Source organism: Bacteroides caecigallinarum (genome assembly GCF_016901995.1).
Classification (GTDB): Bacteria; Bacteroidota; Bacteroidia; order Bacteroidales; family Bacteroidaceae; genus Phocaeicola; species Phocaeicola cellulolyticus.
In genome coordinates, this window is sequence record NZ_JACJLE010000001.1 from 60,262 (window position 1) to 85,519 (window position 25,258).

21 protein-coding genes and 4 tRNA genes are annotated in these 25,258 nt (G+C 41.3%); 10 read left to right on the forward strand and 15 right to left on the reverse strand.

The genetic code is table 11. The annotated features are described in order from the left end of the window. Window positions 1–5 precede the first annotated feature (5 nt). From H6A61_RS00255 to H6A61_RS00270, 4 genes are all read right to left on the reverse strand, one after another. A tRNA-Val gene (locus tag H6A61_RS00255) sits at window positions 6–80 on the reverse strand. Between the two features lie 36 nt (window positions 81–116). Beyond that, window positions 117–191: transfer RNA gene (locus H6A61_RS00260), tRNA-Val, on the reverse strand. Window positions 192–226: 35 nt separating this feature from the next. Further along, window positions 227–301: transfer RNA gene (locus H6A61_RS00265), tRNA-Val, on the reverse strand. A gap of 33 nt (window positions 302–334) precedes the next feature. After that, window positions 335–409, reverse strand: a tRNA-Val gene (locus H6A61_RS00270). 458 nt (window positions 410–867) lie between these two features. On the opposite strand from H6A61_RS00270, the gene H6A61_RS00275 reads away from it, so the two are divergent. Further along, window positions 868–1,836, forward strand: coding sequence for a calcium/sodium antiporter (locus H6A61_RS00275; RefSeq protein ID WP_204390336.1), 969 nt, complete (start codon window positions 868–870; stop codon window positions 1,834–1,836). A gap of 84 nt (window positions 1,837–1,920) precedes the next feature. Here the strand turns inward: H6A61_RS00275 and trpS are convergent, their stop codons facing one another. Then, window positions 1,921–3,012: a tryptophan--tRNA ligase gene (gene trpS / locus H6A61_RS00280; protein ID WP_204390337.1), complete on the reverse strand. Its 1,092-nt coding sequence runs from the start codon at window positions 3,010–3,012 to the stop codon at window positions 1,921–1,923. 80 nt (window positions 3,013–3,092) lie between these two features. After that, window positions 3,093–3,731, reverse strand: a complete 639-nt coding sequence (locus tag H6A61_RS00285) for a lipoprotein signal peptidase (RefSeq protein WP_204390338.1) — start codon at window positions 3,729–3,731, stop codon at window positions 3,093–3,095. A gap of 325 nt (window positions 3,732–4,056) precedes the next feature. On the opposite strand from H6A61_RS00285, the gene H6A61_RS00290 reads away from it, so the two are divergent. From H6A61_RS00290 to carB, 4 genes are all read left to right on the forward strand, one after another. Beyond that, entirely contained in the window at window positions 4,057–4,797 is a 741-nt protein-coding gene (locus H6A61_RS00290; RefSeq protein ID WP_154043439.1) for a (Fe-S)-binding protein, read from the forward strand. Then, a complete protein-coding gene (locus tag H6A61_RS00295) occupies window positions 4,794–6,161 on the forward strand; it encodes a lactate utilization protein B (protein ID WP_204390339.1) in 1,368 nt (455 codons plus the stop codon). Before H6A61_RS00290 ends, H6A61_RS00295 begins: the two co-directional genes overlap by 4 nt. Before the next feature lie 2 nt (window positions 6,162–6,163). After that, window positions 6,164–6,778, forward strand: coding sequence for a LutC/YkgG family protein (locus H6A61_RS00300; RefSeq protein ID WP_204390340.1), 615 nt, complete (start codon window positions 6,164–6,166; stop codon window positions 6,776–6,778). Between the two features lie 257 nt (window positions 6,779–7,035). Continuing rightward, a complete protein-coding gene (carB, locus tag H6A61_RS00305; protein WP_204390341.1) occupies window positions 7,036–10,260 on the forward strand; it encodes a carbamoyl-phosphate synthase (glutamine-hydrolyzing) large subunit in 3,225 nt (1,074 codons plus the stop codon). A 167-nt stretch (window positions 10,261–10,427) separates the two neighbouring features. Here the strand turns inward: carB and H6A61_RS00310 are convergent, their stop codons facing one another. The 5 genes from H6A61_RS00310 to H6A61_RS00330 all read right to left on the reverse strand — a co-directional run bounded on the left by H6A61_RS00310 (window position 10,428) and on the right by H6A61_RS00330 (window position 15,733). Then, window positions 10,428–10,727: a heavy-metal-associated domain-containing protein gene (locus tag H6A61_RS00310; RefSeq protein ID WP_154043443.1), complete on the reverse strand. Its 300-nt coding sequence runs from the start codon at window positions 10,725–10,727 to the stop codon at window positions 10,428–10,430. Between the two features lie 125 nt (window positions 10,728–10,852). Then, a complete protein-coding gene (locus tag H6A61_RS00315) occupies window positions 10,853–13,072 on the reverse strand; it encodes a TonB-dependent receptor plug domain-containing protein (RefSeq protein WP_154043444.1) in 2,220 nt (739 codons plus the stop codon). Between the two features lie 117 nt (window positions 13,073–13,189). Then, window positions 13,190–13,612: a hypothetical protein gene (locus H6A61_RS00320; protein WP_154043445.1), complete on the reverse strand. Its 423-nt coding sequence runs from the start codon at window positions 13,610–13,612 to the stop codon at window positions 13,190–13,192. Between the two features lie 131 nt (window positions 13,613–13,743). After that, window positions 13,744–14,808: a butyrate kinase gene (gene buk / locus H6A61_RS00325; protein WP_154043446.1), complete on the reverse strand. Its 1,065-nt coding sequence runs from the start codon at window positions 14,806–14,808 to the stop codon at window positions 13,744–13,746. A 13-nt stretch (window positions 14,809–14,821) separates the two neighbouring features. Beyond that, window positions 14,822–15,733, reverse strand: a complete 912-nt coding sequence (locus H6A61_RS00330) for a phosphate acyltransferase (RefSeq protein WP_204390342.1) — start codon at window positions 15,731–15,733, stop codon at window positions 14,822–14,824. A gap of 79 nt (window positions 15,734–15,812) precedes the next feature. On the opposite strand from H6A61_RS00330, the gene H6A61_RS00335 reads away from it, so the two are divergent. Then, a complete protein-coding gene (locus H6A61_RS00335; protein ID WP_204390343.1) occupies window positions 15,813–17,579 on the forward strand; it encodes a gamma-glutamyl-gamma-aminobutyrate hydrolase family protein in 1,767 nt (588 codons plus the stop codon). 70 nt (window positions 17,580–17,649) lie between these two features. Here the strand turns inward: H6A61_RS00335 and H6A61_RS00340 are convergent, their stop codons facing one another. After that, window positions 17,650–19,179: a Gfo/Idh/MocA family protein gene (locus H6A61_RS00340; RefSeq protein ID WP_154043449.1), complete on the reverse strand. Its 1,530-nt coding sequence runs from the start codon at window positions 19,177–19,179 to the stop codon at window positions 17,650–17,652. 371 nt (window positions 19,180–19,550) lie between these two features. Between H6A61_RS00340 and H6A61_RS00345 the strand changes: the two genes are divergently transcribed. Further along, window positions 19,551–19,778, forward strand: coding sequence for a winged helix-turn-helix domain-containing protein (locus tag H6A61_RS00345; RefSeq protein WP_204390344.1), 228 nt, complete (start codon window positions 19,551–19,553; stop codon window positions 19,776–19,778). Between the two features lies 1 nt (window position 19,779). Beyond that, window positions 19,780–20,001, forward strand: a complete 222-nt coding sequence (locus H6A61_RS00350) for a winged helix-turn-helix domain-containing protein (protein WP_154043451.1) — start codon at window positions 19,780–19,782, stop codon at window positions 19,999–20,001. A 144-nt stretch (window positions 20,002–20,145) separates the two neighbouring features. On the opposite strand, the gene groL is transcribed toward H6A61_RS00350, so the two are convergent. From groL to H6A61_RS00365, 3 genes are all read right to left on the reverse strand, one after another. Further along, window positions 20,146–21,783: a chaperonin GroEL gene (gene groL / locus H6A61_RS00355; RefSeq protein WP_154043458.1), complete on the reverse strand. Its 1,638-nt coding sequence runs from the start codon at window positions 21,781–21,783 to the stop codon at window positions 20,146–20,148. A gap of 34 nt (window positions 21,784–21,817) precedes the next feature. Continuing rightward, window positions 21,818–22,090 carry a co-chaperone GroES gene (locus tag H6A61_RS00360; protein WP_154043459.1) on the reverse strand — a complete coding sequence of 91 codons (273 nt, stop codon included), beginning with the start codon at window positions 22,088–22,090 and terminating at the stop codon, window positions 21,818–21,820. Between the two features lie 215 nt (window positions 22,091–22,305). Continuing rightward, window positions 22,306–22,929, reverse strand: a complete 624-nt coding sequence (locus H6A61_RS00365) for a Crp/Fnr family transcriptional regulator (protein WP_204390345.1) — start codon at window positions 22,927–22,929, stop codon at window positions 22,306–22,308. Window positions 22,930–23,061: 132 nt separating this feature from the next. On the opposite strand from H6A61_RS00365, the gene hcp reads away from it, so the two are divergent. Both hcp and H6A61_RS00375 read left to right on the forward strand, forming a co-directional pair. Further along, entirely contained in the window at window positions 23,062–24,741 is a 1,680-nt protein-coding gene (hcp, locus tag H6A61_RS00370; RefSeq protein ID WP_204390346.1) for a hydroxylamine reductase, read from the forward strand. Between the two features lie 150 nt (window positions 24,742–24,891). Further along, window positions 24,892–25,257, forward strand: coding sequence for a BlaI/MecI/CopY family transcriptional regulator (locus tag H6A61_RS00375; RefSeq protein ID WP_204390347.1), 366 nt, complete (start codon window positions 24,892–24,894; stop codon window positions 25,255–25,257). The last annotated feature ends 1 nt before the right edge of the window (window position 25,258 follow it).

A 25,258-nucleotide genomic window follows, 5' to 3' on the forward strand; every position in this document is an offset into this window, starting at 1 on the left:
TAAAGTGGGCGTTGACGGATTCGAACCGCCGACCCTCTGCTTGTAAGGCAGATGCTCTGAACCAGCTGAGCTAAACGCCCGAAAGGAGAATATTTGATCAAATTATTTCTTTGAAGTGGGCGTTGACGGATTCGAACCGCCGACCCTCTGCTTGTAAGGCAGATGCTCTGAACCAGCTGAGCTAAACGCCCGAAAGGGGGAAATTTGATCAATTATTATTTAGGAGTGGGCGTTGACGGATTCGAACCGCCGACCCTCTGCTTGTAAGGCAGATGCTCTGAACCAGCTGAGCTAAACGCCCCTAAAACAAATTGAAAAAGAGATTTAATCGGAGTGGGCGTTGACGGATTCGAACCGCCGACCCTCTGCTTGTAAGGCAGATGCTCTGAACCAGCTGAGCTAAACGCCCGAAAAGGTCTCTTTGTCAATTGCGATGCAAAGGTATTACTTTTTTTTTAACCGACAATACATTTCCCGTTTTTTTTCTCAAAAAAACCTGTTTTTATTCTTTTTCGTACGTAATCATCATGCAAAAAGGCCTTACATGTTTATCTCCACACGGCCGTGTGGAGTACTCGACACGAACGTGAGGAGAACTCCGCACGAGCGTGTGGAGATCTTGACACGAGCGTGTGGAGACAGACCAGTTTTGTATTTCTGAAAACTGAAACACCTCATTCATTTCAGTAAGTCAAAAAGACATTTCAGAAAGTTAAAATCTTATCATACAGTCAGCGCATCCCCCGAGTTTGAAGGTTCAATACAAATAAGCCGCGAGAAAGTTCCTGCAATAAAAATGTGGTTGGCAGAGGAAATATAATATTAAACTATATCTTTGCAACCGTAAAAAACAATAAACTAAAAGTTATGATTTGGAATATCTTTATATTGGTTGCAGGTCTGGCATTGATATTGGTTGGAGCCAACGCACTGACAGACGGAGCCGCATCTGTGGCTAAACGGTTTAAAATATCCGACCTCGTAATCGGTCTTACTATCGTGGCATTCGGTACATCAGCACCTGAGCTGGTAATAAGCCTCCTGTCTTCAATACAGGGTAGCGCGGAAATGGCGATAGGTAATGTGGTGGGTAGCAATATCTTCAACATACTTATGATTATAGGCTGTACGGCTATGGTACTACCTATACAGGTGGGACAAGGAACAATGAGCAAGGAGATACCTCTGGTTATTCTTTCCTCACTAGTACTAGCTTTTATGGCTAATGATATCTGGCTAGACGGTGGAAGCAGCAATGTGATAGGTCGTGCCGACGGACTTGTACTGTTGGCTTTCTTCCTTATATTCATGCGCTACACATTCTCAATAGCTCGCAATCAGGAGGGAGAGTCTGAGGAACAGAAAATAGCTGAAATGCCTGTATGGCGTTCTTCTGTCTATATCCTTGGCGGATTGGCAGGACTGATTTTCGGAGGACAATGGTTTGTAGAAGGCGCCAGCGGTATAGCATCATCACTTGGAGTAAGCGACTCAATTATAGGTCTGACACTCGTAGCCGGAGGTACATCACTGCCCGAACTTGCCACTTCGGTGACTGCCGCTCTGAAAAAGAATCCTGGAATAGCTATAGGAAACGTGATAGGAAGCAACCTGTTCAATCTGTTCTTCGTATTGGGATGCAGTGCTTCGGTATCGCCACTGCCTATGGGAAATATCAACAATGTTGATATTCTGGTACTTGTATTGTCGTCCGTACTGTTCTGGCTGGTTGGCTGGTTCTTCAAGAAACGTACTATTACAAGAATCGAGGGTGCCTTACTTGTGGTTTGCTATATAGCTTACACAACATATCTTATCATGCAGCAACAGGCATAACAGACATATATATCAAGAAAAACGTCCGGAGCGATAAACACAATTATCATCCGGACATTTTTCGGTTATATACTAATTCAAGAATTATTCAGCAAAGCGTTTTGCCTGCTCGGCAATAAGTTCAGCATCATCAAAATAATTGATTTTCATAGCCCTGCGAACTTCATCCATTGTCTGTGCGGCAGTTTCACGTGCCACCTCGCAACCTTTCTTCAACATTTCGTAAACAGCCGGGATATCTTTTTCGAACTCGCTGCGACGCGCACGAATAGGTTCGAGTTCTTCCTGCATGATGGCAGCAAGGAACTTCTTAACCTTCATGTCACCAAGACCGCCACGTGTGTAGTGAGCTTTCAATTCGTCAAGGTTCGGATAATCAGGCAAGTAACGTCCGAAGTGTTCAGGACGGCAGAATGCATCAAGATATGTAAACACACAGTTGCCTTCCAATTTTCCAGGGTCGCTAACCTTGATGTGTGTAGGATCGGTGTACATGCTCTTTACCTTCTTTTCCACTTCATCAGCAGAGTCAGACAGATAGATACAGTTTCCAAGCGACTTACTCATCTTAGCCTTTCCGTCTGTTCCCGGAAGACGAAGACATGCGGCATTGTCTGGAAGCAGGATTTCAGGTTCTACCAGTGTTTCACCGTAAATATGGTTGAAACGGCGGACGATTTCGCGTGTCTGTTCTATCATAGGTTCCTGGTCTTCACCCACAGGCACTGTAGTAGCCTTGAACGCAGCTATATCGGCAGCCTGGCTGATAGGGTATGTAAAGAAGCCTACAGGGATACTTGTTTCGAAGTTACGCATCTGGATTTCAGTCTTAACTGTAGGGTTACGCTGAAGACGTGAAACAGTAACGAGGTCCATGAAATAGAAACTCAACTCGCAAAGTTCCGGAATCTGCGACTGAATGAAAATAGTAGATTTGTTCGGATCAAGACCTACCGCAAGATAGTCAAGAGCCACTTCAATAACATTCTGACGAACCTTTTCAGGGTTATCAATATTGTCTGTCAAAGCCTGTCCATCAGCTTCGAAAACGAATATCTTATCAAATTTTCCGGAGTTCTGGAGTTCTACACGACGACGCAAAGAACCCACATAATGACCTATATGAAGCTTACCGGTTGGGCGGTCGCCGGTCAGTATAATTTTTTCTTTTGCCATATATTAATTTATTAATAATTTCGATTTGCCGCAAAAATACAAAATAAAGAAGTATTTTGCACTAAACATTTAAACTTTAATTACTTGGATGTATTATTCTTACCGAATAACGAAAAACTCTCACCGAAAGTTTTTGAATAGAAAATCAACAAGGCTATAGTGCCACAGCTTATTGCCGCATCAGCCAAATTGAATACCGGGGAGAAGAAGATAAAGTGATTACCACCTACAACAGGCATCCATGACGGCCAGTCAAATTCGAATAACGGAAAATAAAACATATCCACCACCCTACCGTAAAGCCAATCCGCATAACCTTCACCGGCAGGAACAAAAGTAGCGACACTGGAATATGTACTTTCGCTGAAAATAGCTCCGTAGAATATACTGTCGATGACATTTCCTATTGCTCCGGCAAAAATCAGTGAGATGCAGGTTATATAACCGTTCTTATATTTCGCCTTCACAAGTTTCATTATATACCACAATATAAATCCTGAAAATACCAGTCGCATAATTGTCTGGACAGCCTTAGGCATAACCTGCATGCCGAATGCCATACCGTTATTTTCGATGAATGTAAGATAGAACCAGTCTGTTATACGAACACTTTCTCCATAATGGAAATTGGTCTTTATTATTATCTTAATGAGTTGGTCAAGAATTATAGTAACAAGTATCACGGCTATTGCCAATATGGATTTTGATTTATTGTTCATATAAATGTCTGATTAATTTAATTTCTGTTTCATTGAAGTGTGAATTACAGTAAACCTGTATGTAACTGTTTGCAAAGATAGTTATTCGAATGAAGAAACCTATTATATTTATCATAATTCATGATACGATATTTACCTCATAAATTTCTACTGAATAATGATGACTAAGATTTTAGCCACATTAAAGAAATTCCATCAATCTGTTAACAGAGTTATGTCACTATCGTGTAAACAATAAAGGTTTATTACTTTTTTATTTTTATTTTCTTGTTTATTCGATAATAACACATACCTTTGTTTATACAGAAACAAAATAGACAAAAAGATGAAAGTAGGATTATTTATTCCCTGTTATATCAATGCTGTTTATCCCGAAGTTGGAGTCGCTTCATATAAGCTTCTTAAAAGCTTGGGGGTAGATGTTGACTATCCGTTAGACCAGACCTGCTGCGGACAGCCTATGGCGAATGCAGGGTTCGAAAACGAATCGAAGGAATTAGCCAAGCGATTCGATAGATTATTTGAAAGCTATGATTATATAGTCGGCCCTTCTGCCAGTTGTGTAGTATTCGTGCGCGATCATTATGGCAATCTGCTGGAAGGAGAAAAACATCGTTGTGCCAGCGAAGGCAAGATATACGATATCTGCGAGTTTATTCACGATGTAGTAAAACCGTCTTCCCTTCAGGCTTCATTCCCTCATAAAGTAAGTATTCAGAACAGTTGTCATGGAGTGCGTCTGATGAAACTTTCTTCTCCAAGCGAATTGAACATACCTTATTATAATAAATTGCGCGATTTGCTGTCGTTGGTGAAGGATATCACGATTGTAGAGCCAGAACGTCCCGACGAGTGTTGTGGCTTTGGCGGTATGTTTGCCGTTGAGGAACACGATGTATCAGGGCAAATGGGGCGTGACAAAGTAAAACGTCATATGGCTACGGGAGCCGAATATATCGTAGGAGCTGACGGCTCTTGCCTGATGCATCAGAACGGTATTATCTCGCGTGAAAAACTTCCTATAAAGACCATTCATATTGTTCAAGTATTAGCTGCAGGATTATGAGTACAAAACATTCAAAAGCTGCCGGAAAGTTTCTGGAGAATAAAGGACTGGCAGCATGGCACGATGAAACATTGTGGATGGTTCGTGCCAAACGTGATAAAGTAAGCAAAGAGGTTCCTGAATGGGAACATCTGCGTGATATGGCGTCCGCTATAAAGATGTACAGCAACAGTCATCTGGAGCAGTTGCTGTTGGAGTTTGAAAAAAATGCCTTAGCCAACGGAGCTCATGTTTATTGGGCAAAAGATGCCGATGAGTATTGTTCCATTGTCTATAATATATTGAACGGACATCAGGTGAAGCATTTTATCAAAAGCAAATCAATGCTGGCTGAGGAATGTGGACTGAATGAATTTCTTGAAAATAAAGGTATAGAGGTCGTAGAAAGCGATTTGGGAGAACGTATTCTCCAGCTAATGCATAAACGTCCGAGTCATATCGTACTTCCTGCTATCCATGTTAAGAAAGAAGAAATCGGAGAGTTGTTCGTCCGTGAGATGGGAACAGAACCCGGCAATAATGATCAGACTTATCTTACCCATGCTGCACGTAAAAACCTGCGCCGTAAGTTTATCGAAGCCGAAGCAGCTATGACGGGCGCAAATTTTGCAGTTGCTTCAACCGGAGAATGTGTCGTTTGTACAAACGAAGGTAATGCCGATATGGGAACATCACAGCCAAAACTTCAGATAACAGCATTCGGCATGGAGAAAATTGTACCGGACCGTGATGCACTGGGAGTATTTACCCGTCTGCTTGCCCGTTCTGGTACCGGACAGCCTATCACAACCTATACATCTCACTATAGGAAACCTCGCAAGGGAGGAGAGTTGCATATCATCATTGTAGATAATGGCCGAAGCCGTATTTTGGCCGATCAGGAACATGTCAAAACCTTGAACTGTCTTCGCTGTGGAGCATGTATGAATACCTGTCCGGTATATCGCCGTTCGGGAGGTTACTCATATACTTACTTTATCCCCGGTCCTATAGGTATCAATCTGGGTATGCTGAAAGCACCTCTTCATTACTATGATAACGTATCGGCATGTTCTTTGTGCTATTCATGTCAGAATGTGTGTCCTGCAAAGGTAGATCTGGCAGATCAGATTTATCACTGGAGACAGCAACTGCATACATTGGGGGTAGCCAGCTCTTCCAAGAAACTGATGTCAGGTGGTATGAAATTCCTTATGTCACGTCCGGCATTATTCAATTTCGCTTTAAAAAATGCTCCGATTGTAAACTCATTGCCTCGAAGCATGATATACAACGGATTGAATGATTGGGGTAAAGAACGTGAAATACCAGAATTTGCCAAAGAGAGTTTCAACGAAATGTGGAAAAAGAATAAAGTGAAATAAGTATGAGTAGCAGAGAAGACATATTGCAAAGCATACGCCGCAATACCAGAGTGCGTTATGAAAAGCCAGACTTATCAGGTTTGGAGCATGAGGCTCTTACGTACGAAGATAAACTTTCGAAGTTTTGTGAGATTCTAAAACAGGTAGGCGGACAGGCTGTAATACTGAAAGATAAGGAAAATGTCAATGACGTGATAAAGACTGCATATCCTGAAGCCAAACGCATTGCTTCAACAATAAAGAAAATAAAGACAGGAAATACAATACAGCCTATTACTTGCAGCACTTTTCATCCGGACGATGTAGAGAAATCGGGAGAACTGGATGGTACTGATGTGGCAATTGTAGAAGGACATATAGGAGTCTGTGAGAATGGAGCTGTATGGTTGACACAAGATGTGGAACAACGTGCCGTATATTTTATATCCGAAGCGCTTGTAATTATACTCGACAGGAACAATCTGGTAAATAACATGCACGAGGCTTATAAGCAAATCGATACAGGCGAATATGGCTATGGCGTATTTATCTCAGGGCCTTCAAAAACAGCTGATATCGAACAAGCGCTTGTTATGGGAGCACACGGAGCCCGCAGCGTTACGGTAATTCTGATTTGAAAATTCTTTAAAACCTGAATAAAAGCTTGCCCTTACACATAGAGCAAGCTTTTTTTATTGGTATGTCCGGCACATATATTAGCCAGTCAAACCTTTAAAATCCAATTTCAGCGAAATATTGTTCATCCAACTGATGGATGAATTGTTTAAAGGCTGACAAATACTTTGTTTTCTTCGAAATAATTGTTTTCTTTGCATATATTGTAAAACACACTGAATTGAAAAACATAAACAACCTTAAATAAAAACAACATCTTATGAAACAGAAATTTAAAAAAGTACTTGTCCTTGGTTCAGGAGCACTGAAAATAGGTCAGGCTGGTGAGTTTGACTATTCAGGTTCACAAGCCCTCAAAGCCCTGCGCGAGGAAGGAATCAAGTCTGTTCTTATCAACCCAAACATCGCTACAATCCAGACATCCGAAGGTATAGCCGACAGAGTATATTTCCTGCCTGTAAATACACACTTCGTTACTGAAATTATAAAGAAAGAAAGACCGGACGGTATTCTTCTTGCATTTGGCGGACAGACTGCATTGAACTGCGGTACTGAACTTTATCAACAAGGTATTCTCAAGGAATATGGAGTAAGCGTCCTGGGTACATCAGTCGAAGCCATCATGTACACTGAGGACCGTGACCTCTTCGTAAAGAAACTGAACGAAATTCAGATGAAAACTCCTGTCAGCCAGGCGGTAGAGAACATGAAAGATGCTCTGGAAGCTGCACGCAGAATAGGTTATCCGGTAATGATCCGTTCGGCATACGCACTTGGAGGTTTGGGTAGCGGCATATGCCCTAACGAAGAAAAATTTATCGAACTGGCAGAAAGCGCATTCACATTCTCTCCTCAGATTTTGGTGGAAGAATCTTTGAAAGGATGGAAAGAAATTGAATTTGAGGTTATCCGCGATGCAAACGACCACTGCTTCACTGTTGCCAGCATGGAGAACTTCGACCCTCTGGGTATCCATACTGGTGAGTCTATCGTTGTTGCTCCTACTTGTTCACTCACAGAAGAACAGGTTACAATGCTTCAGGATCTGTCAAAGAAATGTATCCGTCACCTTGGTATCGTAGGTGAATGTAATATCCAGTACGCTTTCAATGCTGAGACAAACGACTATCGTGTAATCGAAGTTAACGCACGTCTGAGCCGTTCATCAGCTCTGGCTTCAAAAGCTACAGGTTATCCTCTTGCTTTCGTAGCAGCCAAGATCGGTTTGGGATATACTCTCGACGAAATAGGAGAAATGGGTACTCCAAACTCAGCTTACAAGGCACCTGAACTTGACTATCTTATCTGCAAGATCCCTCGCTGGGATTTGACTAAGTTCGTAGGAGTTTCAAGACGTATCGGCTCAAGCATGAAGTCTGTAGGCGAAATCATGTCTATAGGCCGTACTTTCGAGGAAATAATCCAGAAAGGTCTTCGTATGATAGGTCAGGGTATGCACGGTTTCGTAGGCAACGACCATACTAAGTTCGAGAATCTTGATGATGAACTTGCCAACCCGACAGACTTGCGTATCTTCGCCATTGCCCAGGCTTTGGAAGAAGGCTACAGCATAGAACGTATATACGACCTTACCAAGATTGACCCATGGTTTATCGGCAAACTGAAAAATATTGTTGACTACAAAGCTAAACTCCAGACATATAACTCTCTGGAAGAACTTCCTGCTGACGTTCTCCGTGAAGCAAAAGTCCTTGGTTTCTCTGACTTCCAGATAGCACGCTTCGCTCTTAAACCAACAAGCGGAAATATGGAAAAAGAAAACCTGGCTGTACGCGAATACCGTAAGAAGCTTGGTATCCTCCCGGCAGTGAAACGTATAAATACAGTAGCTTCAGAACATCCTGAACTGACTAACTATCTGTATATGACATACGCTGTGGAAGGCTACGATGTAAACTACTATAAGAATGAAAAATCTGTAGTAGTTCTCGGTTCCGGTGCATACAGAATCGGTTCTTCTGTAGAGTTTGACTGGTGTTCTGTAAATGCTATCCAGACAGCACGTAAGTTAGGCTATAAGTCCATCATGATTAACTACAACCCTGAAACAGTATCTACAGACTACGACATGTGCGACCGTCTGTATTTCGACGAGCTTTCATTCGAACGTGTTCTCGACGTAATCGACCTTGAACAGCCTCGCGGAGTTATCGTTTCAGTGGGTGGACAGATTCCTAATAACCTGGCAATGAAGCTTTACCGTCAGTCAGTGCCTATCCTCGGAACATCACCAGTATCTATCGACCGTGCAGAAAACAGAAACAAATTCTCTGCAATGCTCGACCAGCTTGGTATCGACCAGCCGGCTTGGCAGGAACTTACAAGTCTGGATGATGTGAAATCATTCGTACAGAAGGTAGGCTATCCTGTTCTTGTACGTCCTTCGTACGTACTGAGTGGTGCTGCCATGAACGTATGCTACGATGAAGAAGAACTGACACGATTCCTGCAGATGGCAAGTGAGGTATCTAAGGAATATCCTGTAGTAGTATCTCAGTTCATGCAGGAAACCAAGGAAATAGAGTTCGACGCAGTGGCACAAAACGGAGAGGTTGTGGAATATGCTATCTCTGAACATGTGGAATATGCAGGTGTACACTCAGGTGACGCTACATTGGTATTCCCAGCCCAGCAGATTTATTTCTCAACAGCACGTCTGATAAAGAAAATCAGCCGCCGCATCGCTAAAGAACTTAACATATCAGGTCCTTTCAATATCCAGTTCCTTGCACGCAAAAATGAGGTTAAGGTTATCGAATGTAACCTTCGTGCTTCAAGAAGTTTCCCATTCGTCTCAAAAGTTCTAAAGAGAAACTTAATCGAAACAGCTACACGCATCATGCTGGATGCTCCTTATACACAGCCTGACAAATCTGCATTCGACATAGACCGCATTGGTGTCAAGGCTTCTCAGTTCTCATTTGCACGTCTGCAGAATGCCGACCCTGTATTGGGTGTTGACATGTCGTCAACAGGTGAAGTAGGATGTCTTGGAGATGACTTCAACGAAGCTCTGCTCAACGCTATGATTGCTACAGGATATAAGATTCCTAAGAAAGGTATCCTTGTTTCTTCAGGAGCTACCAAATCTAAGGTTGACTTGCTCGATGCCAGCCACGCTCTAAGCCAGAAAGGTTACAGCCTATACGCTACAGCCGGTACAGCTGCATTCCTCAACTCACATGGTATCCCTACAACTCCTGTATTCTGGCCGGATGAACGTCCTGATGCAGAAAACAATGTGATAAAGATGATAGCTGAACATAAGTTCGACCTGATTGTGAATATTCCTAAGAACCACACAAAACGCGAGCTTACAAACGGTTACCGTATCCGCCGTGGTGCGATAGACCACAATATTCCGCTTATCACAAATGCGCGTCTTGCAAAGGCATTTATCGAAGCATTCTGCTCTATGGATGAAAAAGACATCCAGATAAAGAGCTGGCAGGAATATGTATAATGAATATTTTCTAAATCAATAATTTAAATCCCGGATACCGAACTGGTGTTCGGGATTTATTTGTTAAATGAGATATGCAAAATCGCGTATTTTAACAGTATATAGACAAAAAAGTAGAGCACAATATAACTTGTACCCTACTCTATTCAATATTGTAAAATTTTATCTTACTTTACTTCAACATCGCTGATGACCTTAGCCTCATATTTGAATTTTGCAAAGCCGTCTTTCAGTTTCTGTATATTTGTTTTATCTGAATCGTAAGTAATAGTAACTGTACGTGTCTTAAGATCTGTTTCCATCTTCTTTACACCTTTCTCGAAAGGTATATTCTTCTTCACTTTGTTTTCACAGTTAACGCATTCCATCTGGTCAACCTTGAATACAATCTTACGAAGTTCTTTAGCAGATACCTGAGCTGCACACATGAAAGCAGCCATAAATGTAAACAATAATACTCGTTTCATGTTAATCAATTAAGAATTAAAAATTAATAATTAAAAACCTTATTCAGTTTAGTAATTAACAATTAAAAATTAATAATGGCGTTAAACTAATTATTAACTCTTAATTATTAATTATTAATTCGTCGTTAGTTTCTTGGTAAATTATATCTCACTCCTATATATCCCTTTGCTCCGTGCATAGGTCCCCATATCATTGAAGCATCAAAGTTATCACCCCAAGGATCATCTGCACCGATAATGGCATTCTTCTGCTTGAAGTTTGTAAGGTTCTCGCCACCTATATATACAGACCAGTTTCTGAAGAAACGTGTAACCTGGAAGCTCAACTGTTCGAAGCCTTTGTATCTTTCATTCCATGATAATGTACCGTCGGCAAGAGTTTCCGGTGTCGGCATACGTCCACCACCGTTCAACTGCAACGTTCCGTCAAACTGCCATTTTCCAAGAGGAGTCTTGTAAGATGCAGTCAAGAGACCTTTATACTTTCCGGTAAGTGCTTTTTCGTAAAGTTTTCCGTTTATATCCTGCTTGACATCTGTCATACGCCATGCCGCAGTAAGGTTAAATCCTTCGAAGAACGGATATGTAGCCTCAATCTGGAATACCTGTGAATATGAACGTCCGTCAAGATTGGTAAAAGCTATTGTATGAGCATCTGATTCCATATCCACTACCAGCTGATTCTGGAAATCCGTATAGTAATATTCTGCATTCAGATTAAGTGTCTTACCGAACAAAGGAATATACGACGCTATACTCAAACCATAGTTCCATGCCTGCTCCTGATCCAAATCGTCAGCAATAACTACTTTTCTGCTGCTGGCAAGCATATAACAGTTTTCTGCCAATATATGGTTTGTGCGATACCCCTTTCCTGCAGAAGCACGGAAATTGATATATTCATTAGGAGCGTAGCGTACATTTGCACGCGGAGTAACAAAGAATCCGTACAAACTGCTGTAATCACCTCTAAGACCGGCCATAACAGTCAGTTTATCACTTGGCATATATGTATATTGTGCATAGACACCGCTTACAGTTTCTTTATCAAGTTCCGGAGTCAGACCTAGATTTACATCATTCACAAGACGGTATTCCTGATCATAACGGTCATAGTTCAAGCTAAGACCAGTTGACAAAGAATGCTGGGAAGTAAATTCTGTCTCGAACAAAAGTGATGCGTATGCATTCTGCTGATCTACGTTATAGAGTTTACGTCCATACACGGCATCCATATTATGAATGGTACCGGAAGTGATAAGCGCGATATTTGTGTTATGTTCCTTATTGAAGATATAAGCCTGTTTGATGAAAGCCTCATATCTGTCTGTATTCATATCTATACGATATGGATCGGCATATGTATGTCCGCCATGCGATACCTGTCCGCTGGCACGTTCTTCATTTATAAATTTGATACCTGCCTGGAACACATAGTGTTCGCCCATATATGCCCATCTGTTGAAAAGATTGTATTGTTCCACCTGTGGGATATCGGCAAATCCGTCACCATCGCTGTCGTGCGCCTTAGTCTCATTCTCATAATGAGCAAAAAGCATTGTACTCCACTTGTCCGACAGTTTAACTGAAGCATCAGCATTTGCCTCATAACGATTTGTAGTACTTGCAAACAGATTTGCAGAGAACCAGTCTGCCTCGGCAGCCTGAGGTTTCTTGAACTCGATATTAATCTGACCTGTAAGGGCCTCGTAACCGTTCTTTACAGAAGATGTACCTTTGCTCACCTGGATACTGCTCATCCACGGTCCCGGAACATATCCCAGTCCGTAAGGCGCAGAAGCACCTCTGAAGTTAGGAATATTTTCAGTTAGCATCTGTACATATGTACCTGACAGTCCAAGAAGTTTTATCTGCTTTGCGCCTGTTGCCGCATCAGAATAATTCACATCAACAGAAGGGTTAGTGACAAAGCTTTCTCCAAGGTTACAGCATGCGGCACGGCACAACTCATCCGAATTAATAAGTTCCGCGTTTGTCACGCTGCTACGTAGTTTCTGGAAACCCATTTTTCTTCCGGTCACGTTTACTTCAGCCAGCTGTACACCTTCATTCAATACTATATCAATATATTCCTGATAAGATGCAATGCTTATGGTATCTGTGTTATAACCGATAAAGCTCACAATAAGCTTGTCAGCATTAGCCGGACGTTCAAGAGTAAACTCACCATTCATATCAGTACTGGCTCCACGCGAAGAATTGAGCCATACAAGGTTTGCTCCGGGTATAGGTTCGCTGTTGCTATCTTTCACTGTACCCGTAAGAGTATTTGCCGCCATCATAGGCAAAGCGGTCAAAGACAATAAAATAATCAAGTATTTCATTAAAAAAAATATTTAGTTAAACACATTTTCACGGTGCAAATGTAGCTATTCCTCAATGCAACACGATTGCAAAGAAGGGGCAGCACATCAAGCATAACAAAAGCAAAATGTGTAAAACTAAATAATCAATACTGAATGAAAAGCCAATAATGTCCGTCCACTGTTATATACCGGAGGAGCATTAGGAGCCTGTGAGAATAAAAGTCCGGAAGAAACCGGAGGTATTATATAAGATACATGTTCAGGCAAATCAAATGGCATCGGAACAAACGACACCATATCATCATCCTGCGACACCTTAAAGAAGTCTATGTTATAATGAACATTGATACAAGAACATTCCTCAGAAACAGATGTACACGAAGTGTCTTCATTTGAATGATGACAACATCCTGACATATCAGTATGCTTATGCAAAATAGAAGAACATGTCTGTGTTTTGCAATAAGCCGAACAGATATGTACCATTCCTGCACCTGCTCCCAAGTTAAATACGGTGAAAGCAAGTATAAATACCAATATGTTGCACAAGTTCTTCATCGGCTGCAAAGATAATACAAACCGAGCGAAGTACAAAGTGAAAACAAAGTTTTCGACTTTTAATTCCGAGGTGCAGGCTATCTTATATAAAGATGCGAAAAACTATCAAAATATGACAATTTCGTGACAAACTATTCCGGATTGTAAACCTGCAAAGGCAATTCGCCACGTAATGCCCCCAGTGCATTCATAGCCAAAGCACCCATCTCGTCTTCACCCGGAATTACTTCTATCGGAGCAAGTCCGTCTATCCATGATGATATTTCAGATATGACATAATCACCGTGAGCCATTCCACCTGTAAGTATTATCGCATCTGTCTTTTGCCTCAAAACAATATGCATACTGCCTATAGTTTTTGCGATATTATATGCCATGGCATGCAAGACATTATATGCATGCTTGTTTCCGGCCTTTATTTCTGCAACGATACTTCTTACATCTGTAGTTCCCAAGTGAGCAAACAATCCTCCATGTCCGTTTATCATCTTACGTATCTCGTCATACGAATATTTTCCGCTGAAACATAAATCCACAAGTTGCCTCGTAGGTATCGAACCGGCTCTTTCGGGACTGAAAGGTCCGTCACCGTCAAGTGCGTTATTCACATCTATAACCCTGCCTTTTGAGTGTGCACTGATAGAGATTCCACCACCCAAATGGGCAACTATAAGATTAAGGTCTTCATACCTGCGTCCAACACTTGCAGCATATCTTCGTGATACGGCGCGACTGTTCAACGCATGAAAAACCGATATACGGGATATTTCCGGCATTCCGGTTACACGTGCCAGGTCGCTCATTTCATCCGTTACCACTGGATCAGCAATATACGCAGGACAATTACATCCTTTGGCAATCTCATCGGCAATCAATCCTGCCAGATTGGACGCATGCTCCATCTTGGCATTTATCAAATCGTATTTAATCTTTTCATCTACCAGATAAACACCACCCTGTGTAGGTTTAAGCAAACCTCCGCGTCCTATCACCGCATCGAATTCCACATTGAAACCTGCCTCTTCCAAAGACTTTATAATAAGCTCCTTTCTGAAATCGTGCTGTTCGTTGACATGCGAAAAACGCGAAAGTTCCTCAGCCGGATGATATACATTTTCACTCCACAGTTGTTTCTCATTATCATAAACGGCAACCTTGGTTGAGGTTGATCCGGGGTTTATTACAAGTATTCTCATAAAAACATAAGATTTATTTTCCTGCAAGGCATGCCAGCACAAGACTGTAGTATTTAGAATTACCGGAATCGCTTCGCGAAGGAACAACTACCGGAGCTATAGTACCGGTAAGCATTCCTGCCATGTTGGCATCTCCAAACAGGGAAAGTGTTTTATAAAAGGTATTTCCAGATTCGATGTTAGGGAATATCATAATATCGGCATTGCCGATAACAGGCGACGACATTCCTTTTATTTCTCCACTATGAGCGTCACAAGCAGTTTTCGCATCCATCGGACCATCAATATAAACCTTGCCCATCTTTCCTTCAGACGCTTCTTTTTTCAGTTCAGTATAACAAATGGTATGAGGGAATTTGGCATTCACCTTCTCCGAACAATGTATAAGAGCGACACGAGGTTCTTCCATTCCAAGCCTGTTGCATATCCTGATATCGTTCATTATCATAGCTCTGAACTGGTCTAATGTAGGTTTGGGAATTACGGCTGCATCCGAAAAGAACAATAATTTATGATAAAGCGGAATCTGTGCCACTGCCACATGACTAAGAATTCCACCAGGAGGAAGCAAACCTCTCTCTTTATGCAATACGGCCCTCAGAAGATTATCTGTATTTATCAATCCTTTCATCAGTACCTCAGCCTCGCCGGAACGTACCAGTTCTACAGCCAGAGCTGCAGCATCATCAGGTGTTGGAGCCGTATATACACGAACAAAATCAGGAGAAGCAGCATATAGACTGTTTGCTATATCGATATGTCCTTCATCAGTAACCAAAAGATATTCGGCTATTTCCTCTCTCAGACTTCTTATTATAACATATTCTGTATGTGGATCGTTAGGACAAACAACAGCAACTTTGCGCCGTGTTTTTCTCAAGCGCAACCTATTTACCATTTGGGAGAGTGTTCTTACTGGTTCCATAGAATGTTATTTTAAACAAATATCCGAAATAAATCCGATTTTTCCGTATATTTGTCAGAGTTATAATAAAGATTAACGTATGAAAACGTATAATACATTCGATATACAGGCTGATTATGACTATTTGCATAGCAAATTGCCATCCGACAAAAGACGTCCGATAATTGGCATTACCGCCAATATAAGCGATGGAAACGTATCACTGTTTCCGGGATATTTCAAATCGATATATGAAGCCGGAGGAGTTCCCCTGGTTATTCCTCCTTCTGATGACCTGACCATTCTGCCAAATCTGCTTGATTCATTAGACGGAATACTTCTCAGCGGAGGTGCAGATATCAATCCGTTATTTCTGGGAGAAGACCCTGTAAGGGAACTCCATAATATAAATCCTTACCGCGACCGTCAGGAACTGATGATAGTGAAAATGGCTGCCGACAGACAGATTCCGATTCTCGGCATTTGCAGAGGTATCCAGATAATGACTGCCGCATTAGGAGGTACTTTATATCAGGACATCTACTCACAAGCTGAAGGCAAACTGATAAAACACAGTCAGGATCTTGACAGATCATATGCATCACACACGGTAAATATAGATAAAGACAGCCTGCTTGCCGAAATAATGGGTAATACAATATTGCCAGTAAATTCGTTCCACCACCAGGCAGTCAAGGAGCCGGCTCCAGGATTCAGAGTATGTGCACGTTCAAACGACGGTATAATAGAAGCAGTGGAAAGCACTGAATACAAATCGATGCTCGGAGTCCAATGGCATCCCGAATGTTTTATCCTTAACGGGGATAGAAGCATGATGCCTATATTCGAATGGCTGATAAAAGAATCATCATCATTCAAAGAAGCAAAAAGGCTTCATCAGAGGATCCTGACACTAGATACCCATTGTGACACTCCCATGTTTTTCGGACAGGGAATAAACTTCGCAACAAGAGACAGCAAGATAAAAGTCGATCTTCATAAAATGACAGAAGGAAGACAGGATGCCACAATAATGGTTGCATATATTCCGCAGAAAGAACGTACAGACGAAGCATTGCTTGCTGCCACAGCAAAGGCAGACAGACTGCTCAATGAAATGGAAAAGATGATAGACGAAAACTGTACTGCTGTTGATATCGCATACGCACCTTCGGATCTTTACCGTCTTAAAACGGAAGGGAAAAAAGCTATAATGTTAGGTATTGAAAACGGATATGCCATTGGTAAAGACATCACCAATGTAGAACGTTTCAGAAAAAGAGGTGTGGTATATATGACATTGTGTCACAACGGTAACAACGACATCTGCGGTTCGGCAAGATATAATGACGAAAATCTTGGTGTAAGTCAGTTCGGTGAAGCTGTCATACGTGAGATGAACCACACGGGTATGATGATAGACCTGTCGCACAGTGGAGAAAGAAGTTTCTACGAAACACTGGAGATAAGCCAGATGCCTGTAGTATGTTCGCACTCCTCATGCCGTTCTTTATGCGATCATCCGCGAAACCTTACAGATGACCAGATAAAAGCCATTACCCGTAAAGGAGGAGTGATACAGGTTTGTCTTTACAGCGGTTTCCTCCGCTCAGACCGTGAAGCAAATATCCTTGATGCGATAGAACATCTGAACCACATAGTAAATCTTGCAGGTGTGGAACATGTGGGAATAGGAACAGACTTCGATGGTGACGGCGGAATAATAGGATGCAACGACTCATCGGAACTTATAAACTTCACCCGTCGTCTCATGAAAGAAAGATATAGCGAGGATGATATCAGACGAATATGGGGAGGCAACTTCCTGCGAGTAATGGAAGAAGTTCAAAAACACTCTTCACTATAAAATTTAAAGCCTTTTGAAAACTGTTTGCAAAGAGTTTTCAAAAGGCTTTAAAAATATTATCTATTCTGATTTATTTCCAATCCTCAGCACCCTGAAGTTTTAGTTTCTGTGTATAAGCCTCAGCTTTCTTGGCTGCTTCAGCCTCATCTTCAGTTGAAGCAAAGGCATGTCTGTATCCTTTCACCTTGTTCCAGTCACCACGGGTAAAGTCAGGGAATTCTACAGGAGCACAGTTATTATCCATAGACAATTCACCAAGTTCGGCAAGGCAGCACCATTCAGCCAGGTCATAAACATCCATATCCAATGGCAAACCGTTCTGTAGGCAATAAACCAGACGTGAATCCATAATGAAGTCCATACCACCGTGTCCGCCTACTTCCTTGGCCATATCACCGTATTTCTTCAATATAGGATGTCTGTATTTCTCTACCAGTGCATTCATTTCCTTTTCAGGAAGGAAGCTGTGTGCATTCAGATTGTCAACTTCCGGTTTTACGCCTGAAGCCTCAAGCTGGTCACCTCCTACAGCATATCCCTCAATAGGATATTTGTTTGCAAAACCTTTTGTTCCTGTAAGTTGATAAAGTCTGTTGTATGGTTGCGGAGTCATTACGTTATGCTGTATTTCGATAACCTTTCCATTTTCTGTACGTATCAAAGTTGTAGTATGATCACCGTTTCTGAAATTCTCGCATACTGAATCTGCAGATGCTTCAACCCATGCTTTTCCATTCACAGATTTGGTATCCATTGCCACCAAAGTCTTCATTCTGTCGCCACGATGAATATCAAGAGCCTGAGCTACAGGGCCTAAACCATGAGTGGCATATACATCACCACGATGACGCATATTATAATCCAAACGCCATCCCAACTTGTCTGATTCACCATTTTTCCAGTAATGTTTCCAGAATGGACTTAAATCGTGGATATAGGCACCCTGAGCACGTATCACCTCACCGAATACTCCCTGCTGTGCCATATTAAGGGTATTCATCTCGAACCAGTCATAACAGCAGTTCTCAAGAATCATACAGTGCTTCTGATATTTCTCACTCAAGTTTACCAATGTCCAACATTCATTTAAATTCATTGCAGAAGGAACTTCTATAGCCACATGCTTGCCATTTTCAAGGGCACATTTTGCTACAGGGAAATGATGCAGCCAGTCTGTTGCTATATAAACCAGATCAATATCTTCTCTTTTACACAGTTCCTCATATCCTTTTTCACCTGAATATATCTCAGCCTTTGGCAAAGAAGCATTCTTCAAATACTCCTGACAAGCCTCAGCACGAGAAGCCTCATGATCACATAAAGCTACAATATGTGTACCCGGAATGTGAGTGAAACGTTCCACGGCTCCAGGTCCACGCATTCCAAGCCCTACAAAGCCTACTCTGACTACTTCCATTTTAGGAGCTGTAAGTCCCAATACACTCTTTTGTCCGGCCTCGCGTTCTGGAGTGTTTACGACGATAGTACCGCCATCCCACTTCCACTCGGTTCCATGCTCATTGACATTTACCTTATCCGTGTTGGTCGCAGTACACGCACATAAGGCAATACACACAATTAAATATAAAATTCTCCTCATAACACTTATAACCTCCACATTTATAAACTACCATCCTATATGTAGTGGAGTTTTACCATGATAAGACAGTTCTTTTTTCAGGCGTAAAGATATGAAGATTTTATACAATAACCTCCAATTATTAGGAAACATTATAATCACAAAATACTGGAGCGAATTAAAAAAAAACGGATAAACAGACTATCCTAATAATTAACACATTAGTAATATTATCACCAAAACTGGTATATTTAATAACATCATATTAAAAAAAAGAATGTTCAAAGTTATAACATATACAAAAAAACAGTATATTTGTGAAAAGCCAGTATTTAAAAACGACTTAGTTTATGAGGAAATAACCTGTTTTATTAACCCAAATATTTAAATATATGGATGTACAAAGTATAGGAAATTGCGCAGGAGTAATTTGGAAATTACTGAATAGCGAACACCGCAAATGGTCTTACAGCGAGATCAAGAAGTCAACCGGATTGTCTGACAGAGAAATAAATGCTGCCATAGGATGGCTGGCCAGAGAAGGCAAACTCAATATAGAGGAGACTCAACAAGGAAAAAGAAATATTCTATACATTGAACTGAACTTTTTTATTGGTTAATATGGATAAACACATTATAGGAGAAAACGCAGGAGTTATCTGGCGTCTCCTCAACAACGGCGAAAGATGGGAGTATGAGAGCCTGAAAGCTGCTTCCGGACTTTCTGACAGAGATTTGAATCTTGCCATAGGATGGCTGGCAAGGGAAAACAAGATATTCTTTGAACGAAGTAAAGATCAGGATAAAGAATACATGTACCTGTCGATTGACTTGTATTTGTAGGACACAAGTCTAACCATATAGAAAATGCACGAATTTCATCAATTGGAATGTCATTCGTGCATTTTTTATTATAAAAAAACTCCTGCCGGACATCAGTCCGACAGGAGTCTAATATCAATATTTTATGTGATTAAAAGGGGAAGATTACATCATGCCACCCATGCCGCCCATTCCTGGAGCGCCCATTGGCATTTCAGGTTTGTCTTCTTTCTTTTCAACAATTACACATTCAGTAGTCAAGAACATACCTGCTATTGAAGCTGCATTTTCAAGAGCAACACGAGTTACTTTTGCAGGATCTACTACACCGGCAGCGTGCAAGTGTTCGTAAACATCTGTACGTGCATTGTAACCGAAGTCATCTTTACCTTCACGTACTTTCTGTACCACTACAGCACCTTCCTTACCAGCGTTAGCTACAATCTGACGAAGAGGTTCCTCGATAGCACGTTTGATGATTTCGATACCGGTTGTTTCGTCAGCGTTGTCACCCTTCAAGCCTTCCAATGCATCGATTGCACGGATGTAAGTTACACCACCTCCAGGTACGATACCTTCTTCGATAGCGGCACGAGTTGCGCACAAAGCATCGTCAACACGGTCTTTCTTTTCCTTCATTTCAACTTCGCTTGCAGCACCTACATAAAGAACTGCTACGCCACCTGACAATTTGGCAAGACGTTCCTGAAGTTTTTCTTTGTCATAGTCAGAAGTAGAATTCTTCATCTCAGCTTTGATCTGGTTGATACGTTCCTGGATGAGTTCTTTCTGACCGGCACCGTTTACGATAGTAGTATTTTCCTTAGAGACAGTAACCTTATCACAAGTACCAAGCATTTCGAGAGTAGCCTGTTCAAGTTTCAAGCCTTTTTCTTCGCTGATAACTACACCACCTGTCAATACTGCGATATCTTCAAGCATAGCCTTACGACGGTCGCCGAAGCCCGGAGCCTTAACAGCACAAATCTTCAACTGTCCGCGCAGACGGTTAACTACAAGTGTAGTCAATGCTTCGCTGTCAACATCTTCTGCTATAACCAACAAAGGACGTCCGCTCTGTACTGCCGGTTCAAGGATAGGCAAGAAATCTTTCAGATTAGAAATCTTCTTGTCATAGATAAGAATGTATGGGTGTTCCATTACACATTCCATCTTTTCTGTATCAGTTACGAAGTAAGCTGACAAGTAACCACGGTCGAACTGCATACCTTCTACAACACCGATTGTAGTGTCAGTACCTTTAGCTTCCTCGATAGTGATAACACCGTCTTTTGAAACCTTGCGCATAGCATCTGCAATAAGCTTACCGATAACAGGGTCGTTGTTTGCAGAGATTGTAGCAACCTGTTCAATCTTGTCGTAGTTGTCACCTACAGTTTCAGCCTGTGACTTGATAGATTCTACAACTTTAGCAACAGCCTTGTCGATACCACGTTTCAAGTCCATTGGGTTGGCACCTGCTGTAACATTCTTCAAACCTACACCTACGATAGCCTGAGCCAATACAGTTGCAGTAGTAGTACCGTCACCTGCATCATCACCAGTCTTTGAAGCTACAGATTTTACAAGCTGTGCACCTGTGTTCTGGAATGCGTCAGCCAATTCTATTTCTTTAGCTACAGTCACACCATCTTTAGTGATGTGAGGAGCACCGAATTTCTTTTCTATAATAACGTTACGTCCTTTAGGACCAAGTGTTACTTTCACTGCGTTAGCAAGTTCGTCCACACCTTTTTTCAACTGATCGCGAGCATCAATGTTGAAGAGAATATCTTTTGCCATAATTTTCTAAACTTTAAAATGTTGATTATATTTATTATTCCACAACAGCGAGTACGTCACTCTGGCGCATCATCAAGTATTTTACACCTTCGTGTTCGATTTCAGTACCAGAATATTTTCCATACAAAACAGTATCATTAACTTTCAATACCATTTCTTCGTCTTTAGTACCGTTGCCTACTGCAATTACTTTACCCTGTAATGGTTTTTCTTTTGCTGTATCAGGAATGATGATACCGCCGATAGTTTTTTCTTCTGCAGGAGCAGGAAGAATCAGAACTCTGTCTGCTAATGGTTTAATAGTCATAATAGTATATTTTTATTGTTATTTTTCAGTTTATCTAATGTCTTTAATAAGACACAATACTCAATACGAAAAGCGTGCCAAATACTAATTCTGTCATATTGGCATATCATTTCTTAATAAAGTATATGTAACACTGACATTTAATCAGTAGTGACACATATTTATATTGCTAAATCTACTGTTGTTCTAAAAAGCGGCAGGATATTTTTCCGAACTTAATATTTTGACAATCTATACCCTTCTTCGGTCTTTATCAATACACCTTCCTCAACCATAGCAGACAGCGTACGCGACAGTGACGGACGTGCCACTCCCATGATAAAAGCAACATCCTGAATATTGGTTATAACACCATTCCTCTGCAAATAGCTCACAATCCTTGTACTAAGATTCTGCAAGGCAAATTCATTAAGTTTACGACTCAGAAAGACACTCCTGTCTGATATCTGACGTAGAAAATTTCTCAGAAGAGCGTCGTCGGTTTCCATCATCTTAAGAAAATCATCTTTCGACAGAGACCATATTATGACATCATCCTCAGCCTGCAATGTTACAGGAAATCTGTTCTCTGTTCCGTAAATAAATGCAGGTGCCAATATATCCGGAGCCGCCAGATGTTCTATCACTATTTCCTTTCCCTCGGCATTCGTCATTTTGGCAAGCAGCGTACCCTGACACAACAGAGACAATGACTTACACAAACTGTCTTGAAAGATGGCGATATCTCCTTTCTTATACGAAGAAATCTTTTTAGAAGCATTCTTCAGAAATTCCGCAATACCATCTTTGTTTACTCCTTCGAAAAGAGTGAAGTCCAATATGTCATAAAATCGTCCCATACCTATTATCTGTGTATTAATTATTTTTATCAGTCATGGTAACATCTGTTACGGAATAAAGACTTACAACAGAATACCTTTGCACAAAAATAACAACAATAGTATTAACCACAAATTCAAATCACATTTATTATGACTGAAAATTCTATTGCAGTAAACGAAATGTTCTGTTTCCAATGTCAGGAGACAGCCAAAGGAATAGCCTGTACCATCAAGGGTGTATGCGGCAAGAGCAGCTCAACATCGGCAGCCATGGACTTGCTGTTGTTCGTAGTTAGAGGCGTGTGCTCCGTAGCAGACATTTTGAGAGAAAACGGCATTAAAACAAATCATGAGGTAAACACTTTCGTAACAGACGCATTATTCTCAACCATTACAAATGCCAATTTCGACGATGAAAGCATTCTGAAAAGAGTGGACCGAGGATTGGAACTGAAAACTAAACTGAAAAATATTGCAGAGAAAGAGAATATCAAACTTCCGGCAGTAGATGAAATAATCTGGAATACAGAAAACAGAAAATTCTACGATGAGAAATCAAGAACTGTTGGTATTCTTAGGGAAAAGAATGAGGATATCCGCTCACTGAAAGAGCTGATAATATATGGTCTGAAAGGTATGGCCGCATATCACGAGCACGCCATGCGCCTGGGATATAATGATGAAAGCATACACACTTTCATGCAGTCAACAATAAGAAAAATCACAATAGGCAACCTATCGGCAGATGAACTTACAGCATTAACACTTGCCGTGGGCGAAACAGGAGTGAAGGTAATGGCTCTATTGGATAAGGCAAATACGGAGACTTACGGAAATCCTGAAATCACAAAAGTGAATATCGGTGTAGGAACAAATCCGGGAATACTGATAAGCGGACATGACCTGCATGACATAGAGGAATTGCTAAAACAGACTGAAGGTACCGGAGTAGATGTATATACACACAGCGAGATGCTGCCGGCACACTACTACCCGGCATTCAAGAAATACAAACATTTCATCGGTAACTACGGTAATGCGTGGTGGAAGCAGCGCGAAGAATTCTCTTCGTTCAACGGTCCGGTGATATTCACTACAAACTGTATCGTCCCTCCTACTTCGAATGCTGTATATAAGGACAGAATCTTCACTACCAACTCTACCGGTTATCCGGGATGGAAACATATCACTGCAAACGAGAACGGAGTAAAAGACTTCTCCGAAGTGATTGAACTTGCAAAGAAATGCGATGCGCCAACACAGATTGAGGAAGGCGAAATAATAGGTGGATTTGCACATAATCAGATATTGAGCCTGGCAGACAAAGTAGTGGATGCAATCAAGGCCGGTGCAATAAGAAAATTCATTGTTATGGCAGGATGCGACGGCAGAATGAAAAGCAGAGACTACTACACCGAGTTCGCAAAGGCATTGCCGCAAGACTGTATAATCCTCACTGCAGGATGTGCGAAGTATAAATACAACAAACTTCCATTGGGCGATATTAACGGTATCCCTCGCATTCTTGATGCAGGACAATGCAACGACAGTTACTCACTGGCCGTTATAGCCATGAAGCTGAAAGAGGTATTCAATCTAAACGATATAAACGAACTGCCTATAGCATACAACATTGCATGGTATGAACAGAAAGCGGTAATCGTTCTGCTCGCTCTGTTGTCGCTTGGAGTGAAGAACATCCACCTCGGTCCTACTCTTCCGGCATTCCTCTCGCCTAATGTGGCCAAAGTTCTTGTTGACAACTTCGGTATCGCAGGTATAGGAACTGTTGACGAAGATATGAAGACACTTGGTATTAGTGTGGAATGAAAATACAAAAATCATTGAATTTCCGGGCCCAGAACTCTGGGTTCGGAAATTGTCTTTTATTGGCATTAATTATCTTTAACTATAAAAATTAGTTAACCAACTATATTTTTTAGTTACTTTGTCATAAACAAAAATCTAAAGCAAAGCCTTATGAAAAAACTGACATCAAAAGAAGAGGAAATCATGGAACTTTTTTGGGAAAAAGGTCCATTGTTCGTGAAAGAACTCCTTTCATTTTATGACGAACCGAAACCGCACATCAACACACTGTCAACAATTGTCCGCGGCTTGGAAGACAAAGGCTACATAGGACACAAAGCATACGGGAACACATTCCAATATTATGCCACAGTGAGCCGGGATGATTTCAGCACCAGCACACTGAAAAGTGTAATAAGCAAGTATTTCAACAATTCCTATCTCAATGTAGTGTCTTCCCTCGTAAAGGAAGAAGACATTTCAATTGACGAACTGAAAGAACTTATAAAGAAAGTCGAAGAAGAGAACAGGAAATAAG

Excerpts from the sequence above, each read along its gene's own strand:
- H6A61_RS00350 (WP_154043451.1), top strand. The coding sequence starts at position 19,780 with ATGGATAAACACATTATAGGAGAAAACGCAGGAGTTATCTGGCGTCTC.
- H6A61_RS00300 (WP_204390340.1), top strand. The coding sequence starts at position 6,164 with ATGAGTAGCAGAGAAGACATATTGCAAAGCATACGCCGCAATACCAGA.
- H6A61_RS00290 (WP_154043439.1), top strand. The coding sequence starts at position 4,057 with ATGAAAGTAGGATTATTTATTCCCTGTTATATCAATGCTGTTTATCCC.
- H6A61_RS00275 (WP_204390336.1), top strand. The coding sequence starts at position 868 with ATGATTTGGAATATCTTTATATTGGTTGCAGGTCTGGCATTGATATTG.
- trpS (WP_204390337.1), bottom strand. The coding sequence starts at position 3,012 with ATGGCAAAAGAAAAAATTATACTGACCGGCGACCGCCCAACCGGTAAG.
- buk (WP_154043446.1), bottom strand. The coding sequence starts at position 14,808 with ATGAGAATACTTGTAATAAACCCCGGATCAACCTCAACCAAGGTTGCC.
- H6A61_RS00330 (WP_204390342.1), bottom strand. The coding sequence starts at position 15,733 with ATGGAACCAGTAAGAACACTCTCCCAAATGGTAAATAGGTTGCGCTTG.
- H6A61_RS00365 (WP_204390345.1), bottom strand. The coding sequence starts at position 22,929 with ATGGGACGATTTTATGACATATTGGACTTCACTCTTTTCGAAGGAGTA.
- H6A61_RS00295 (WP_204390339.1), top strand. The coding sequence starts at position 4,794 with ATGAGTACAAAACATTCAAAAGCTGCCGGAAAGTTTCTGGAGAATAAA.
- H6A61_RS00335 (WP_204390343.1), top strand. The coding sequence starts at position 15,813 with ATGAAAACGTATAATACATTCGATATACAGGCTGATTATGACTATTTG.
- H6A61_RS00345 (WP_204390344.1), top strand. The coding sequence starts at position 19,551 with ATGGATGTACAAAGTATAGGAAATTGCGCAGGAGTAATTTGGAAATTA.
- groL (WP_154043458.1), bottom strand. The coding sequence starts at position 21,783 with ATGGCAAAAGATATTCTCTTCAACATTGATGCTCGCGATCAGTTGAAA.
- H6A61_RS00340 (WP_154043449.1), bottom strand. The coding sequence starts at position 19,179 with ATGAGGAGAATTTTATATTTAATTGTGTGTATTGCCTTATGTGCGTGT.
- carB (WP_204390341.1), top strand. The coding sequence starts at position 7,036 with ATGAAACAGAAATTTAAAAAAGTACTTGTCCTTGGTTCAGGAGCACTG.
- H6A61_RS00320 (WP_154043445.1), bottom strand. The coding sequence starts at position 13,612 with ATGAAGAACTTGTGCAACATATTGGTATTTATACTTGCTTTCACCGTA.
- H6A61_RS00285 (WP_204390338.1), bottom strand. The coding sequence starts at position 3,731 with ATGAACAATAAATCAAAATCCATATTGGCAATAGCCGTGATACTTGTT.
- H6A61_RS00310 (WP_154043443.1), bottom strand. The coding sequence starts at position 10,727 with ATGAAACGAGTATTATTGTTTACATTTATGGCTGCTTTCATGTGTGCA.
- H6A61_RS00360 (WP_154043459.1), bottom strand. The coding sequence starts at position 22,090 with ATGACTATTAAACCATTAGCAGACAGAGTTCTGATTCTTCCTGCTCCT.
- H6A61_RS00375 (WP_204390347.1), top strand. The coding sequence starts at position 24,892 with ATGAAAAAACTGACATCAAAAGAAGAGGAAATCATGGAACTTTTTTGG.
- H6A61_RS00315 (WP_154043444.1), bottom strand. The coding sequence starts at position 13,072 with ATGAAATACTTGATTATTTTATTGTCTTTGACCGCTTTGCCTATGATG.
- hcp (WP_204390346.1), top strand. The coding sequence starts at position 23,062 with ATGACTGAAAATTCTATTGCAGTAAACGAAATGTTCTGTTTCCAATGT.